Below are 14,060 nucleotides of genomic sequence, written 5' to 3'. Positions count from 1 at the left end.
GCCTGCGCGGGCATAGCCTTGCCTCATGTCGCACGATCATGACCACGACCACCATCACGACAACGAACTCGACCCGATGGCCGCGCGGGTGCGCGCGCTGGAGACGATCCTTACAAGCAAGGGGTTGATCGATCCGGCGGCGATCGACGTGATCGTCGATACCTACGAGACCAAGGTCGGTCCGCGTAACGGTGCCAGGGTCGTCGCGCGCGCCTGGACCGATCCCGCCTTCGCCGACTGGCTGCGCCAGGACGCGACCGCGGCGATTGCCTCGCTCGGCTTCGCCGGCCGGCAGGGCGAGCACATGCAGGCCGCGTTCAACACCGACGATACGCACAACCTCGTCGTCTGCACACTCTGCTCCTGCTATCCGTGGGCGGTGCTCGGCCTGCCGCCGGTCTGGTACAAGGCGCCGCCCTATCGCAGCCGCGCGGTCATCGATCCGCGCGGGGTGCTCGAGGAGTTCGGGGTGACGCTGCCAGCGACCAGGAAGATACGTGTCTGGGATTCGACCGCGGAGCTGCGCTATCTGGTCGTGCCGCAGCGGCCCGCCGGTACCGAAGGCTGGAGCGAGGACAGGCTGGCCGGGCTGGTTACCCGCGATTCCATGATCGGGACCGGGCTGGCGCTGGAGCCAGAAAGCGCATGAACGGCCCGCACGATCTCGGCGGCCAGATGGGACTAGGGCCGGTCGCGCCGGAGAAGGACGAGCCGGTGTTCCATGCCGAATGGGAGAAGCGCGCGCTCGGCCTCACGCTCTGCGCGGGTGCGATGGGCTACTGGAACCTCGACGAAAGCCGGCACGCGCGGGAAAACCGCCATCCTGTCGACTACCTGTCGTCCAGCTACTACGAGATCTGGATCAAGGGACTTGAGCGGCTGCTGACGCGCCACGGCTTTGTCAGCGAGCGCGACCTTGCCGAGGCCAGGGCGGTCGATGGCGCACCGCAGCCCAAGCGTGTGCTGAAGGCCGCCGACGTGCCTGCCGCGCTGGCGCGGGGCGGGCCCTGCGACCGGCCGGTCGGCACGCCGGCCCGCTTCAAGGCCGGCGACCGGATCGTGACGCGCAACTTCAGCCCGACGGGCCACACAAGGCTGCCGCGCTACGCGCGCGGCAAGCATGGCGTGGTCGAGGCGGTGCGCGAAGGTTTCGTCTTTCCTGACAGCAACGCCCACGGCAAGGGCGAGAATCCGCAATGGGTCTACACGGTCGTCTTCGACGGGCGTGAGATCTGGGGCGACGACGCCGACCCGACGCTGTCAGTCTCGATCGACGCCTGGGAGAGTTATCTTGAACCGGCGTGAGACGCCGCCCGGAATCGATGCGCCGGTCTTCGCCGAACCATGGCAGGCGGAGGCTTTCGCGCTGACTGTGGCGCTGCACGAGAAGGGCCTGTTCTCCTGGAGCGAATGGGCCGAGTCGCTGTCAACAGAGGTGAAGAGGCCGGATGCGGCAGCCGATGGCAGCGACTACTACGAGCACTGGCTTGCGGCGCTGGAGAAGCTTCTAGTCTCGAAAGGCATCGCTGCTACGCCAGAGGTCGACGCTGTCGCCGCGGCGTGGGAGCGCGCCGCGCATGCCACGCCGCACGGCAAGCCGATCCTGCTGGAGAACGATCCGCAGCGGCGGGCATAGCTGTGGGGGCATAGCCGCGCGCCGGCGAGCGGGCCTTACAGCACGGCTTGCCCGTTCATTCCCTGCAGCCGCCTGATCTCCTCGGCCACCAGTTCCTGCAGGTGCCAGAGGTTGCGGTCGTGGATGCCGTGTTCCGCAAGCTTGGCGACCGTGTTGTAGAGATACGCCGCATTCGACCCGAGATGGCCGCACGCCCGCGCGATGCGCCGTGCGGTTTCCTCCGGCGGAAGCTTCAGAAACGGGAAGCCCGGGGTGGGCGCTGCCCAGAAGGCGAGCGCCCGGATGTGGCCTTCTGCCGTTTCGGCGTTGAGCCAGCGCGTGGATTCGAGGTCGCCCTTGTACTCAGCCTCCCTGTAGAGCATGCGGTAGATGTGTCCGGCGCGGTCCTCGTCGGGCAGGCGGAAGGCGAGCCCGTGGCATGTGCCGCCGCGCTCGATCACCATCATCTGCCCGGGCTGTTCCGGCGAGCCGCGCCAGCGCGGCAGCTCCATGCTGAAGGAGCGGTGCCAGCCGCGCGCCGTGGCGCGCCGCGTCTCGGCCGCCTCGACCTCCGGCTTCCAGATCAGCGAGCCGTAGGCGAACAGCCACAGGGGCTCGCTCCCACATTCGGCATCGATCTCGGCCGCCTTGGCGGTGATCTCTTCGAGCGACAATTGCACCAGTCCAGGGGCCGGGCCGGGATCGGTCACCTCGCGTTCGCAAAGCGCGACAAGTTCGGGCGTGAGCGACAAAGCGCGCTGTTTCGGCATGGCAGCTCCCCGGCCAAGACAGACGGATGCTAGCAAGGAGCTTCGCCGTGTAAAGCGCTTGACACGCATGCCGGGTATGAGTTCACTGTTTGTTCATGGGCTAGGGCTAGGGCTGGGGCCGGTTTGACGACCGGCCTATTTCATGAGACTTTTCTAAAGTTCATGGGAGTTGGGGCAATGAAGAAGACCTACCAAAAACCCACGCTGGTTCGGCGAGAGACGCTGGGCAAGATAGCTGCTACCAATGGCAATGGCATAGGCTCCTTGGTCAGAGGGTCGGAACCATGAAGAAGACTTATGCGAAGCCGATCCTGGTTCGTCGCGAGCGCATGTCCAGCGTCACGGCTTTCGCGGTTGCCCTTTCCGAACAGTTGAACGGCGATAACGGCGGCGCGCAGACCGACTAGCCCAGCCACATAACCGGCCCCGCCACCACGGCAGCACAGGTCGCTCCAAACGCACGATCCCGTTGGGTTTATCAAATATACGATCGCCAGGGCTAGGCGTTGAGAGGCGGCACTTTGCGTCCTTGCCCCCGAAACCCGAATCCTGCCAGTCAGGCTCATGGAATTCTCTCCCCAGCAGGACGGCGCGCTCCAGGCGGTGGCGCGGTGGCTGAAGGCCGGCCGCCCGCAGATCTTCCGCCTGTTCGGTTATGCCGGCACAGGCAAGACGACGCTGGCGCGCTATTTCGCCGAGCATGTCGACGGCCAGGTGCAGTTCGCCGCCTTCACCGGCAAGGCCGCGCAGGTGCTGCGCTCCAAGGGCGCCACCAATGCGCGCACCATCCATTCGCTGATCTACCGCCCGCGTGGCGAGGAATCGGTGGCCGACGAGGTGACCGGCAAGACCTCGATGTCGCCGACCTTCGCGCTGAACCGCCAGAGCCCGGTCGCCCGCGCGAAACTCATCATCGTCGACGAATGCTCGATGGTCGACGAGCAGCTCGGCAAGGACCTGCTCTCCTTCGGCACGCCGATCCTGGTGCTGGGCGATCCGGCGCAATTGCCGCCGATCTCGGGCGGCGGGTTCTTCACCGAGCACGAACCAGACATATTGCTCACGGAAATCCATCGCCAGGCGCGCGACAATCCGATCATCCGGCTTGCGCTCGACGTGCGCGAGGGCCGCGAGTTCATGCGCGGCGACTATGGCACGGCGCAGGTGATCGGCAAGGAGGACGTGACGCAGGAACTGGTGCTCAAGGCCGACCAGGTGCTGGTCGGCACCAACCGCACCCGCCGCCGCTATAATGCGCGGCTGCGCGAGCTCAAGGGTTTTTCGGCAAGCTATCCGCAGGCCGGCGACAAGCTCGTCTGCCTGCGCAACGATCCGGCCAAGGGCCTGCTCAACGGCTCGCTGTGGAAGGTGATGACCTCCTCGCGCGAGACGGTGAAGCCGGGCATCAACCTCCTTGTCTCGCCCGAGGAGGACGATCCCGACCGCGGCGTCGCCAAGATCAAGCTGCTTAAAGCCGCTTTCGACGATCCGGACGAGGACATCCCCTGGCAGCAGAAGAAGCGCTTCGACGATTTCGACTACGGCTACGCACTGACCGTGCACAAGGCCCAGGGCTCGCAATGGAACGAGCTGGTGCTGTTCGACGAGAGCTATGCGTTCAAGGAAACGCGCCAGCGCTGGCTCTACACCGCGATTACCCGCGCCGCGGAACGGCTGACCGTGGTTAGGTGAATCGAATAGGACTATCGGCTTCGGAGCCTTGATGGTGTAGCCGAGCCAGCTCTGCTATTCCACCATTCACCATTCACCATTCACCCGGTCCTCCATGCCCGCAAAACTCTCCGTTAATCTCAACGCCATCGCCATGCTGCGCAACCGGCGCGACCTGCCGTGGCCGAGCGTGACGGGGCTGGGCCGCATCGCGCTTGCCGCGGGTGCGCACGGGCTGACCGTGCATCCCCGGCCCGACCAGCGCCACATTCGCTTCGCCGATCTGCCCGAGATCAGGGCGCTGATCGACGACGAGTTTCCCGCCGCCGAATTCAACATCGAGGGCTACCCGTCAGGCGATTTCCTGGCGCTTGTGGCGGCGGCGCAGCCGGAGCAGGTGACGCTGGTGCCCGACGATCCCGAGCAGCCGACGTCGGATCACGGCTGGGACTTCGTCGCCAACCGAGACATGCTGAAAGCCATCGTGACGCGGCTCAAGAAGTCCGGCGCGCGCATATCTCTGTTCAGCGACCCCGATGCGCCTGAGGAGCAGATTGCGGCGGCAAAGGCCACCGGCACGGACCGGATAGAACTCTATACCGGCCCTTACGGCAGCTGCCATGATGATTCCGGAAGAGCCGCCAAAGAGCTGGAAAAGCTGGGGAAAACCGCCGATGCCGCCCTCGCCGCGGGTCTCGCGGTCAATGCCGGCCACGACCTCACCGTCGCCAACCTGCCGGCTCTGGCGAAAAAAATCCGAGGTCTCGCCGAGGTCTCGATCGGCCACGGTCTCACCGCCGATGCGCTGGAATACGGCATGGCCGGCACTGTCGGGCGTTTTCTCAAGGCATGCGGGTGGTAGTGTCGGGAGGAGCGGAATTGCGTGTGCGCCGAAAGGCAGGTATTGCAACGCAGCATTTGCCAAAGGCGCCGCTTTTGTGTAGAGCCGCGCGCGCTTTGTCGGAGTAGCGTTTATGGTCCAGAAAACAGCCGATAGCGAAGCGATCGGCCAGACGGGACAGAAGGACGCCCCGACCAGGACCGGGCTCTTGATGCTCGGCGCTCTTGGCGTGGTCTATGGTGATATCGGCACCAGCCCGATCTATGCGTTCCGCGAAGCTCTGCATGCCGCGTCCGGCGGCGAGGCGGCCAGTCGCATGGAAGTGCTCGGCGTGCTGTCGCTCATCGTCTGGGCGCTCACGCTTATCGTCACGATCAAATATGTGGTGTTCGTCCTGCGGGCGGACAATGACGGAGAGGGCGGCACGCTTTCGCTGATGGCGCTTGCCCGCCGCGCCTATCCGCGCGCCAGCAGCGCGATCCTCGTCATCGGCATTTGTGGGGCGGCGCTCTTCTTCGGCGATGCCATCATCACGCCGGCGATCTCCGTACTTTCCGCCGTGGAAGGTCTGAAGGTGGCGACGCCGGCCTTCGATCCCTACGTCGTGCCGATCACGCTCGTCATCCTGGCGGTTCTGTTCGCCGTCCAGCGATTCGGGACGGGCAGCGTGGCGAGTGTCTTTGGGCCGGTCACGGCGGTATGGTTCGTTGCGCTCGCCATTTCCGGCATCTCGCATATCGCCGACGATCCGAGCGTCTTCCTCGCGGTCAATCCCTACTATGCGATCGCCTTTCTCGTCGGGCAGGCCGACGTCGCATTCGTCACCATCGGCCTTGTGTTCCTCGCGGTCACTGGCGCGGAAGCGCTCTATGTCGATCTCGGCCATTTCGGCCGCAGGCCGATCGTCATCGCCTGGGTCGCGATCGTGTTTCCTTCTTTGCTGCTCAACTATTTCGGCCAGGGCGCCTTCGTGCTAGCGCATGGCGGCACGCCGCAGAACCCGTTCTTCGAGATGCTGCCGGAATGGGCGCTTCTGCCGATGGTCGGGCTCGCTACCGCCGCCACCGTCATCGCCAGCCAGGCGGTCATTTCGGGTGCCTATTCGCTGACGCGGCAGGCGGTGCAGCTCGGCCTGCTGCCGCGCTTCGAAATCCAGCACACCTCGGAAATGCAGTCCGGCCAGATCTACATGCCGCGCGTCAACCTGCTCCTGGCGCTCGGCGTCATGCTGCTCGTAGTGGGCTTCGGCGCCTCAAGCGACCTTGCCTCCGCCTACGGCATCTCGGTCACCGGCGAAATGCTGGTGACCACGGCGCTGCTTTTTGTCGTCATGCGTCACCGCTGGAAGTGGCGGCTTGCCGCGACGATCAGCCTGATCGCAGTCTTTGCGGTCGTCGACACGGGCTTCTTCGTCGCCAATGCGGCCAAGGTCGCCGATGGCGGGTGGGTCTCGATCTGCGTCGCGCTCATGATGAGCATGATCATGTGGACATGGATACGCGGGTCGAGGCATCTCTTCGACAAGACACGCAAGAACGAGATTCCGCTCGATTTCCTCGCCGGCAACCTCGCCAAGAAGCCGCCGATCCTGGTGCCCGGTACCGCGGTGTTCCTGACCAGCGACCCGCAGAGCGCGCCGACCGCACTCATGCACAGCCTGAAGCACTACAAGGTGCTGCACGAGCAGAACGTCGTGCTCAGCGTGGTCACCGCCCAGAAGCCGGTGGTGCCGGAAAGCGACCGTGCGACCATCGAGACGATCAACGACCTTTTCATGCGCGTGACGCTCAACTTCGGCTATATGGAGCAGCCCAACATCCCCAAGGCGATGGCCATCTGCCGCAAGCAGGGCTGGAAGTTCGACATCATGACGACGTCGTTCTTCTTGTCCCGGCGATCGTTGAAAGCCGCAGCGAATTCGGGCATGCCGCTCTGGCAGGACAGGCTCTATATCGGGCTCGCCCGCACCGCCTCGGACGCCACCGAGTATTTCCAGATTCCAACCGGTCGCGTCGTCGAGATCGGAACCCAGGTTGCGATCTGACGCGGCAACGCGGCGTGCCCCATCGGACGCGCCGGGCTGCAATTCGAAATCCGCGCATGATCCCGAGATGGACTGGAGTCCGGCGCGGGGTCGGTTCAACTTAGCCGGGGAAGGCTGCCTTGTTGGCTTCCAGGAAGGCCGCGAGCGGCCGCGGCTTTCTGCCGGACAGCGTTTCGAGGTCACTGGTGACGGTTGCCAGCCCGCCGGTGCGTGCGGCCGTGTCGAAGGATACCAGGGTCGGGATGAACGGTTCGGGCACGCCGGCCGCCTTCATGCCGCCGGCGAGCTGTTCGTCCGTCACATGTACGACCTGGACCGTCTTGCCAAGGATCCCGCTCGCCAGCCCCGCGACCTCGTCGGTCGTCAGCGCCTCGGAGCCGGTCAGCGTATAGGTCGTGCTGACCGCCGGCGGGTTGGCGAGCGCCCCGGCGATCGCGGCCGCGATATCGTCGCGCGCCGCATGGGGAATGCGTCCATCGCCCGCGGAAGAGTACCACTGGCCGGAGGCGACGGCCTGCGGCAGCGCCATCAGGAGATTCTCCTGGTACCAGTTGTTGCGGAAGATCAGGTAGGGCAGTCCGGTTGCCTTCACGGCTTCTTCGGAACGCAGGTGATCCGGCGCGAAGCTGACCTTCGAGGTCTCCGGATCGGGCAGCGATGTATAGGCGATGCGCTTGGCGCCCGCCTTGGCCGCCGCCGCGATGGCCGCCCTGTGCTGGCGCAGGCGCGTGCCGGCGCCGTCGAGCGCGTCGGTCGAGATGACGAGCACGGTGCCGGCGCCCGCGAACGCCTGCTCGAGCCCGGCAGGATCGTCGAAGTCTGCCTTGCGCACGGTCACACCCTTGGCGGCGAGGTCGGAGAGCTTTTCCGGGCTGCGGGATCCCGCGATGACGCGGGCGGCCGGGACGCCCTGGGCGCCAAGCAGGCTGTCGATGATGGCGCGGCCGAGATGGCCCGATGCGCCGGTGACGAAGATCGTGTCTGTCATTGCCGGTTGTCCTTGCGTTGCGGTTCGGTACAAGCTCTCAAAATGAGACCAGCGCTAGAATAGTAATTGACTGCTCGCGGTAAAGAAGGCAGTTTGGAATGCGCTGGTCACAAAAAAGGAACCACCGATGGATGCCAGACCCGCCTCGGCCCGCCAGAAGATCGAGATCTACCGCGCCAACGCCGGCGAGGGCGGACTTGCGAACTGTCCGATCCGCAACGTGGTGCAGAACGTCTTCGGCAAATGGAGCGCTCTTCTCCTGATGGCGCTTGCCGAGCGACCCTATCGTTTCGGCGAACTACGCCGCCTGGTGCCCGACATTTCGCAGCGCATGCTCACCCAGACGCTGCGCGACCTGCAGCGCGACGGCTACGTGCACCGCGAGGTTTTCCCAACCAAGCCGCCGAGCGTCGAATACAGCCTGACCGACATGGGGCAGGCGATGTACGATTCGCTGCAGCACGTGCTCAACTGGGCGGAGAACAATTTCGACAAGGTACGCGCGGCGCGCCAACGTTTCGACGCCGTTTCCAACTGATTTCCGCCGCTTGCCGGCCGTTGCCGGTGCTGGCGTGCCGGTCGCCTATCGCCCGGGCGCAACGACGGGCAGGTGGGGGGTCAGCGCCGTCAAGCTGAGGGCGATTCCCGTTGACGCGCAAAGCCGTTCGGGATAGTTGACCGAACCGTAACGTACGGTACGGTTCACCCATTGTCAGCAGCAGATTCCGAACAGGCCCCCACCGAGCGCCAGCAGGCGGTGCTCGACGCCGTGCTCGACCTCCTGGTCGAGGGCGGCGACCAGATCACAATGACGGCGGTCGCCAAGCGCGCGAGCTGCTCCAAGGAGACCCTCTACAAATGGTTCGGTGACCGCGACGGGCTGCTTGCGGCGACCGTGCGCTGGCAGGCGTCCAAGGTGCGCGCAGGCAACTACGACCGGCAGAAGCTCGACGCCGAGGCGTTGCGCGACAGCCTGGAAGCGTTCGCCGCCAACTGGCTGAAAGTCATTTCAAGCCGCACCTCGATCGCGCTCAACCGTGTGGCGGTGAGCCACGCGGCTTCCGGCAAGAGCAATCTCGGCAGGATGGTGCTCGAGAACGGCCGCTTCGCCATCGGCGAGCGGCTGAAGCCGCTGCTCGAGGCGGGCAGGGCGGCCGGGCTGCTTGCCTTCGACGATGCGGAAGATGCGTTCCGCAGCTTCTTCGGGCTGGTCGGGCGCGATGTGCAGATCCGCCTTCTGCTCGGCGATCCGCTGAAGCTTTCTGCCGCCGCGATCGAGCGCGACTCAAAGCGCGCCGTCGACCAGTTTTTCACCCTTTTCGAGGCGGGAGGAACCCGCCCGAAAATCCGTTCGCTCTGATAACCAGGAAGGAAACGTATCATGCGTGTCTACTACGATCGCGACGCCGATCTCAATCTCATCAAGGGCAAGAAGGTAGCCATCATCGGCTACGGCAGCCAGGGCCGGGCGCATGCGCTCAACCTCAAGGAGTCGGGCGTCAAGGACATTGCGATCGGCCTCAAGGCCGGCTCGGCGACGGCCAAGAAGGTCGAGGCCGACGGGCTGAAGGTCATGTCGGTGGCCGAAGTCGCCAAGTGGGCGGACCTGATGATGATGGCGACCCCGGACGAGTTGCAGGCCGATATCTATCGCGACGAGATCGCGCCGAACATCCGCGACGGCGCGGCGATCGCCTTCGCGCACGGCCTCAACGTGCATTTCGGCCTGATCGAGCCGAAGAAGACCGTCGACGTGCTGATGGTCGCCCCGAAAGGCCCTGGCCACACCGTGCGCGGCGAATACCAGAAGGGCGGCGGCGTGCCGTGCCTGGTCGCCGTGCACCAGGACGCCTCCGGCAACGCGCTCGACCTCGGCCTTTCCTACGCCTGCGGCGTCGGCGGCGGCCGCTCGGGCATCATCGAGACAAATTTCAAGGAAGAATGCGAGACTGATCTGTTCGGCGAGCAGGTGGTGCTCTGCGGCGGTTTGGTCGAGCTCATCCGCGCCGGCTTCGAGACGCTGGTCGAGGCCGGCTACGCGCCCGAGATGGCCTATTTCGAGTGCCTGCACGAGGTGAAGCTGATCGTAGACCTGATCTACGAAGGGGGCATCGCCAACATGAACTACTCGATCTCCAATACCGCGGAGTGGGGCGAGTACGTTTCGGGCCCGCGCATCATCACCGCCGAAACCAAGGCCGAGATGAAGCGCGTGCTGAAGGATATCCAGACCGGCAAGTTCACCTCGGAATGGATGCAGGAATACCGCGCCGGCCTGTCGCGCTTCAAGGGCATCCGCCGCATGAACGACAGCCACCAGATCGAGGAAGTCGGTGAGAAACTGCGCGCAATGATGCCGTGGATCGGCAAGAACAAGCTGGTCGACAAGGCGAAGAACTGAGCGACACCTTCTGCCGCGCAGACCGGTCCAGGTTTCGATGCTTCGCAATGTGGCGGCTCCCTGCTTCCGAGCAGGGGGCTGTTTCATTCAACTCTGAATGCTGAAATATATATATAGATTTACATGTAAGCTATTCGAATTGAATTTGTTGATTGCTTGAGATTTGACGCGTAATCTTGTTCGCGGCCCAAGGGCCATAGAAACCTGTCACGCATTGCATGACCTTTGGTCGATTCGATCGACCGTTTTGAGGGAGGTAAGCATGCCCAGCAAGCAGGAAAGGCGGGCCGGCGACTTGGTCGAGGCCGGCATCAAAGAGGAAATTGCCAAGAAGGTCATCGAGAAAGTCGGCGAGAAGATTGCCGAGGAGATTGCCGCGGAAGCCTTGCGCAGGATGAAGGGAGACGGCGCCAAGGATTCAGGGGTCACCACCTCGCTGCCGTGCACTGCGACCAACGTCCAAACCCTCAGCGCCAGCAGCAGCGATTGGCAGTGGGAGTGGGAGTGGACAACCGCGGAGGAGGCGGCCTTCGATGTCAGCGGGGGAGCAACCGCCAAGCTTGCCGCGGACAAGCAGCTTGACGCGAAGATAGCCCAGATCAGCGTGAGTTGGGAGTGCGCGGGCGACTGTGTGCCGTTCCTCGAAATGACGAAACGGCAGTACACCTATACTACAACCTCGGCACGCAGCTTCGGAGGAGACACCAGGACTGTTACCTGCACGGCGCAGGTAACGGTATACAGCGGCTGCAAACTGCCGTCGCGCTTCTGACGGCCGCGCGGCGGCGTTCGCGTCTATCCGTAGTGCCAGTGCGGCTTCGGCTCGGTACCGGAGAAGCTGACGCCGCAGCGGTCGAGCTTTCGCCATTTCAGGGTCGAACGGTAGCCGATAGCGTCGGCGGGCACGTAGAGCAGGAATTCGGCCGGGACCCGCGCTTCGGCGGCCACGACCAGTTCCGCGCCATGCGCGTGCATGTTGCGGATCGTGCATTGCACCACCGAGTTCGTGATGCCGGAGAGGATCGCCGCGCCTTTGAGAACGCGCCGCCGGTGCTCCCGCGGCGAATTGGACTCGGCTGGCAGTGCCATCCTGTTTTTCCCTGCTGTTCGTGTGAAGCGGACACTAAGTGGATATGCTTCACGAGCCGTTAATTCCGGCTGCGCAAATCGTTGAATTCTCTGCAAAATCGGAAGGCTGCACGGAATGCGCGCAGCCTTCCCGCAACCGCTCAACTATAGGGCGACCAGCACTGCCGGCGTGGACCGTGATAGGGTTGGTAGGTGTTGTCCCACGCCCGGTACGAACGGTAGCGATCGTAGCACCACCGGACATGCGCCGAACCTCCGTCGCGATAGTACCTTCGCGGCTGCGCATAGTACCTGTATATCGGCACGCCGAGGCCTAGATAGATACCGGGATTGTAGTGGCGGTAGGGGCGGTAGTACCGATAGCGCCAATCGTTGCGACGGCCGTAATAGCCGCAACCGCCGAAGCGATAGCAGTCATACCGGCGATTGTAGCGGCGGTAGTGGATCTGCATCGTGTCCGCTTCAGCCGCCGCCGGCGCGATGGCCGTTCGGCTCGGACCCGAGAGCGGCGCCGCCGCCGCCGGAACGGAAAGGCCTGCCGCAACGCCGAGCGCCAGCATGCCGTTGCGGACATATGAGAAGAAGCGCGTTTTCATGCTCATCCTCCTGGAAACCCGGAAGGCCATTGGCTACGCCCGCCTTCCGGCGAAATGGCAGATTATCGGTCCTGCCGCCTGAACGCAGGATGAACGATGCCGGGATGGCTTCCCGGGATGGCTTGCCAGGGGCGGCCTTGTCATCGGACGCGCTTGCGGGCAAAGGTCGCGTCCATGTCGCTTCGCATCGCCACCTTCAATGTCGAGAACCTGATGAACAGGTTCGACTACTCGGGCTTCCGCAACGAGCTCCGGCAGGATCGGACGCTCGCGCTGTTCGAGATCAAGAACGAGGCGGAATACCGCCTGCTCGAGCAGGCTCGCACCATCGCGCATGCCGACGACACCCGCCAGCTCACGGCGCTCGCCATCGCCGCTGCCCGCGCGGACATCTTCTGCCTGCAGGAGGTCGACAATCTGGAAGCGCTGCAGGCTTTCGAATACGGCTATCTCTTCAAGATGATAGGGCAGGGCTACCGCCAGAAATACACGACGTCCGGCAACGATGCGCGCGGCATCGACGTCGCCGTCATGCTGCGCCCCGAGACCGCACACGGCCAACCGATCGAATTCGTGCGCATGACCAGCCACGCGCATGTCACCTATGCCGATTTCGGTCTGCACACGCCGGAACTCTCGGCGCTCGGCGAGGCCGAGAATGAGCGCATCTTCCGCCGCGACTGCCTGGAGATCGACGTTACGATCGCCGGCCAGCCGCTGACCATCTACTCCGTGCATTTCAAGTCGATGGGCAGCCCGCGCAACGGGCTCGACGGACGCGAGGCGACCATGCCGATACGCCTAGCGGAGGCGCAGGCCGTGCGCCGCATCATCGAGGACCGCTTCGGCAAGGACCACGTCGGCGACAAGCATTGGGTCATCTGCGGCGATCTCAACGATTACCGCGAGCGCGTGCTGATCAAGGGGGAGGCGCACGGCGGCTATGCTTTCGAGCCGGTCGGCGAGGAGCAGTCGAGCGTCAATGTGCTGCTCGACGGCGGCTTCTGCGAGAACATCGTGGAGCGGCGGCCCGTCCTCGACCGCTGGACGCTCTATCACACGCGCGGCCCGCAGGAGCGGCATCTCTGCCAGCTCGACTATATCCTGCTCTCGCCCGCGCTGGCGCGGCACAACGCCAAGGCCATCCCCGAAATCGTCCGCGGCGGCCAGCCTTGGCGCACGCCATTCCCGCCCGGACAGGAAGTCGAGCGCTATCCACGCACCGGCTGGGACCGGCCCAAGGCGTCGGATCATTGTCCCGTCGCCGTCACGCTCGATATGGGCTGAGGGGGCGTTCGGTGAGCACTGCGCTGCCGCTTGGCGTCATCCTGCCGGTCGACGAGATCGATGTCCGGCTCGATCCGTCGCCGCATCCCTTCGAACTCGGCAATGTCGAGGCGATCGCCGCGAACTGGCGTCGCGAGATCATCGAGCGGCCGGCGATTTTCGACGGCACGGTCGTGCTGCTGTCGGAGTTCGGCTACGCGGGCGGCCGGCTCTTCGGCCGCTGCCATGCGGTCAGCTATTCGGCCTTCATGTACTGGCGCAAGGACCGCGCCGGCACCGCCGCTCACGCCTTCGCGCATCCGATGCTGGTGACGCGCGACAACGCGCTGGTGGCGATCCGCATGGGCGCGCACACGGTCAATGCCGGCCGCGTCTATTTCGCCGCGGGTTCCTTCGAGCCGGAGGATTTTCCGAACGGTGTCGTCGATGCCCACGGCAACATGGTGCGCGAGGTGCTGGAAGAAACCGGCCTCGACATCTCGGAGGCGCGCCGCGGCGAGCGTCACTACGCGCTGGCGACCGAACGGGGAACGGTGATCTTCCGCCGCTATTTCCTTGACGGGACGGCCGACGAAATCGCCTCACGCATCCGCGACTTCGTCGCGTCGGAGGCGGAGCCGGAGATCGAGGAACCTGTCGTCATCCGCCATGCGAACGACCTGCCCGACGGCCTGATGCCGCATATGCCTGCCATGATCGGCTGGCATTTTTCCGGAGGCGCGAATTAGGCCGCGTCGCTCTTCGCGTCAGTTTCCTGC

At 64.6% G+C, this 14,060-nt stretch carries 17 protein-coding genes; 13 read left to right on the top strand and 4 right to left on the bottom strand.

Features of this window, described 5'->3' with window-relative positions:
• Positions 1-25: 25 nt before the first annotated feature.
• The 3 genes from nthA to ABLE71_RS15455 are packed head-to-tail and all read left to right on the top strand — an operon-like array spanning position 26 to position 1,636.
• Complete coding sequence (gene nthA, locus ABLE71_RS15465; RefSeq protein ID WP_348784321.1) at positions 26-649, top strand: nitrile hydratase subunit alpha; 624 nt, start codon at positions 26-28, stop codon at positions 647-649.
• A complete protein-coding gene (nthB, locus tag ABLE71_RS15460; RefSeq protein ID WP_348784320.1) occupies positions 646-1,305 on the top strand; it encodes a nitrile hydratase subunit beta in 660 nt (219 codons plus the stop codon). The genes nthA and nthB overlap by 4 nt, the downstream gene beginning before the upstream one ends.
• Positions 1,292-1,636 carry a nitrile hydratase accessory protein gene (locus ABLE71_RS15455; RefSeq protein WP_348784319.1) on the top strand — a complete coding sequence of 115 codons (345 nt, stop codon included), beginning with the start codon at positions 1,292-1,294 and terminating at the stop codon, positions 1,634-1,636. Before nthB ends, ABLE71_RS15455 begins: the two co-directional genes overlap by 14 nt.
• 35 nt (positions 1,637-1,671) lie before the next feature.
• Here ABLE71_RS15455 and ABLE71_RS15450 read toward each other — a convergent pair whose 3' ends face one another.
• Entirely contained in the window at positions 1,672-2,385 is a 714-nt protein-coding gene (locus ABLE71_RS15450; protein ID WP_348784318.1) for a gamma-glutamylcyclotransferase, read from the bottom strand.
• A gap of 284 nt (positions 2,386-2,669) precedes the next feature.
• On the opposite strand from ABLE71_RS15450, the gene ABLE71_RS15445 reads away from it, so the two are divergent.
• The 4 genes from ABLE71_RS15445 (at position 2,670) to ABLE71_RS15430 (ending at position 6,941) form a co-directional block, all read left to right on the top strand.
• Complete coding sequence (locus ABLE71_RS15445) at positions 2,670-2,792, top strand: hypothetical protein (protein WP_348784317.1); 123 nt, start codon at positions 2,670-2,672, stop codon at positions 2,790-2,792.
• Positions 2,793-2,949: 157 nt separating this feature from the next.
• Positions 2,950-4,077: an ATP-dependent RecD-like DNA helicase gene (locus tag ABLE71_RS15440; RefSeq protein ID WP_348784316.1), complete on the top strand. Its 1,128-nt coding sequence runs from the start codon at positions 2,950-2,952 to the stop codon at positions 4,075-4,077.
• 94 nt (positions 4,078-4,171) lie between these two features.
• Entirely contained in the window at positions 4,172-4,918 is a 747-nt protein-coding gene (locus tag ABLE71_RS15435; protein WP_348784315.1) for a pyridoxine 5'-phosphate synthase, read from the top strand.
• 190 nt (positions 4,919-5,108) lie between these two features.
• Positions 5,109-6,941 carry a potassium transporter Kup gene (locus ABLE71_RS15430; RefSeq protein ID WP_348784500.1) on the top strand — a complete coding sequence of 611 codons (1,833 nt, stop codon included), beginning with the start codon at positions 5,109-5,111 and terminating at the stop codon, positions 6,939-6,941.
• A 100-nt stretch (positions 6,942-7,041) separates the two neighbouring features.
• Here the strand turns inward: ABLE71_RS15430 and ABLE71_RS15425 are convergent, their stop codons facing one another.
• Positions 7,042-7,929: an NmrA family NAD(P)-binding protein gene (locus ABLE71_RS15425; RefSeq protein WP_348784314.1), complete on the bottom strand. Its 888-nt coding sequence runs from the start codon at positions 7,927-7,929 to the stop codon at positions 7,042-7,044.
• Positions 7,930-8,056: 127 nt separating this feature from the next.
• Here ABLE71_RS15425 and ABLE71_RS15420 point away from each other — a divergent pair, with 127 nt between their 5' ends.
• The 4 genes from ABLE71_RS15420 (at position 8,057) to ABLE71_RS15405 (ending at position 11,102) form a co-directional block, all read left to right on the top strand.
• A complete protein-coding gene (locus tag ABLE71_RS15420) occupies positions 8,057-8,467 on the top strand; it encodes a helix-turn-helix domain-containing protein (protein ID WP_348784313.1) in 411 nt (136 codons plus the stop codon).
• 171 nt (positions 8,468-8,638) lie between these two features.
• Positions 8,639-9,289, top strand: a complete 651-nt coding sequence (locus ABLE71_RS15415; RefSeq protein WP_348784312.1) for a TetR/AcrR family transcriptional regulator C-terminal domain-containing protein — start codon at positions 8,639-8,641, stop codon at positions 9,287-9,289.
• 21 nt (positions 9,290-9,310) lie between these two features.
• Positions 9,311-10,330 carry a ketol-acid reductoisomerase gene (gene ilvC / locus ABLE71_RS15410; protein ID WP_348784311.1) on the top strand — a complete coding sequence of 340 codons (1,020 nt, stop codon included), beginning with the start codon at positions 9,311-9,313 and terminating at the stop codon, positions 10,328-10,330.
• Between the two features lie 262 nt (positions 10,331-10,592).
• A complete protein-coding gene (locus ABLE71_RS15405; protein ID WP_348784310.1) occupies positions 10,593-11,102 on the top strand; it encodes a hypothetical protein in 510 nt (169 codons plus the stop codon).
• A 23-nt stretch (positions 11,103-11,125) separates the two neighbouring features.
• On the opposite strand, the gene ABLE71_RS15400 is transcribed toward ABLE71_RS15405, so the two are convergent.
• Positions 11,126-11,419 (bottom strand): PilZ domain-containing protein, encoded by a 294-nt coding sequence (locus tag ABLE71_RS15400; protein WP_348784309.1) that lies wholly within the window; start codon positions 11,417-11,419, stop codon positions 11,126-11,128.
• A 140-nt stretch (positions 11,420-11,559) separates the two neighbouring features.
• A complete protein-coding gene (locus tag ABLE71_RS15395; protein ID WP_348784308.1) occupies positions 11,560-12,015 on the bottom strand; it encodes a BA14K family protein in 456 nt (151 codons plus the stop codon).
• A 174-nt stretch (positions 12,016-12,189) separates the two neighbouring features.
• On the opposite strand from ABLE71_RS15395, the gene ABLE71_RS15390 reads away from it, so the two are divergent.
• Positions 12,190-13,302 carry an endonuclease/exonuclease/phosphatase family protein gene (locus ABLE71_RS15390; protein ID WP_348784307.1) on the top strand — a complete coding sequence of 371 codons (1,113 nt, stop codon included), beginning with the start codon at positions 12,190-12,192 and terminating at the stop codon, positions 13,300-13,302.
• A gap of 11 nt (positions 13,303-13,313) precedes the next feature.
• Complete coding sequence (locus ABLE71_RS15385) at positions 13,314-14,030, top strand: hypothetical protein (RefSeq protein WP_348784306.1); 717 nt, start codon at positions 13,314-13,316, stop codon at positions 14,028-14,030.
• Positions 14,031-14,060 lie beyond the last annotated feature (30 nt).

Origin of the sequence: Mesorhizobium sp. KR9-304, assembly GCF_040049215.1 — a bacterium.
In the GTDB taxonomy this organism is placed as follows: Bacteria; Pseudomonadota; Alphaproteobacteria; order Rhizobiales; family Rhizobiaceae; genus Mesorhizobium_K.
This window is presented reverse-complemented; position numbering and strand designations above follow the sequence as displayed.

What these genes read in the sequence shown, in the direction of transcription:
- nthA (WP_348784321.1), top strand. Translation starts at nt 26, where the DNA reads ATGTCGCACGATCATGACCACGACCACCATCACGACAACGAACTCGAC.
- nthB (WP_348784320.1), top strand. Translation starts at nt 646, where the DNA reads ATGAACGGCCCGCACGATCTCGGCGGCCAGATGGGACTAGGGCCGGTC.
- ABLE71_RS15450 (WP_348784318.1), bottom strand. Translation starts at nt 2,385, where the DNA reads ATGCCGAAACAGCGCGCTTTGTCGCTCACGCCCGAACTTGTCGCGCTT.
- ABLE71_RS15445 (WP_348784317.1), top strand. Translation starts at nt 2,670, where the DNA reads ATGAAGAAGACTTATGCGAAGCCGATCCTGGTTCGTCGCGAGCGCATG.
- ABLE71_RS15440 (WP_348784316.1), top strand. Translation starts at nt 2,950, where the DNA reads ATGGAATTCTCTCCCCAGCAGGACGGCGCGCTCCAGGCGGTGGCGCGG.
- ABLE71_RS15435 (WP_348784315.1), top strand. Translation starts at nt 4,172, where the DNA reads ATGCCCGCAAAACTCTCCGTTAATCTCAACGCCATCGCCATGCTGCGC.
- ABLE71_RS15430 (WP_348784500.1), top strand. Translation starts at nt 5,109, where the DNA reads ATGCTCGGCGCTCTTGGCGTGGTCTATGGTGATATCGGCACCAGCCCG.
- ABLE71_RS15425 (WP_348784314.1), bottom strand. Translation starts at nt 7,929, where the DNA reads ATGACAGACACGATCTTCGTCACCGGCGCATCGGGCCATCTCGGCCGC.
- ABLE71_RS15420 (WP_348784313.1), top strand. Translation starts at nt 8,057, where the DNA reads ATGGATGCCAGACCCGCCTCGGCCCGCCAGAAGATCGAGATCTACCGC.
- ilvC (WP_348784311.1), top strand. Translation starts at nt 9,311, where the DNA reads ATGCGTGTCTACTACGATCGCGACGCCGATCTCAATCTCATCAAGGGC.
- ABLE71_RS15405 (WP_348784310.1), top strand. Translation starts at nt 10,593, where the DNA reads ATGCCCAGCAAGCAGGAAAGGCGGGCCGGCGACTTGGTCGAGGCCGGC.
- ABLE71_RS15400 (WP_348784309.1), bottom strand. Translation starts at nt 11,419, where the DNA reads ATGGCACTGCCAGCCGAGTCCAATTCGCCGCGGGAGCACCGGCGGCGC.
- ABLE71_RS15395 (WP_348784308.1), bottom strand. Translation starts at nt 12,015, where the DNA reads ATGAAAACGCGCTTCTTCTCATATGTCCGCAACGGCATGCTGGCGCTC.
- ABLE71_RS15390 (WP_348784307.1), top strand. Translation starts at nt 12,190, where the DNA reads ATGTCGCTTCGCATCGCCACCTTCAATGTCGAGAACCTGATGAACAGG.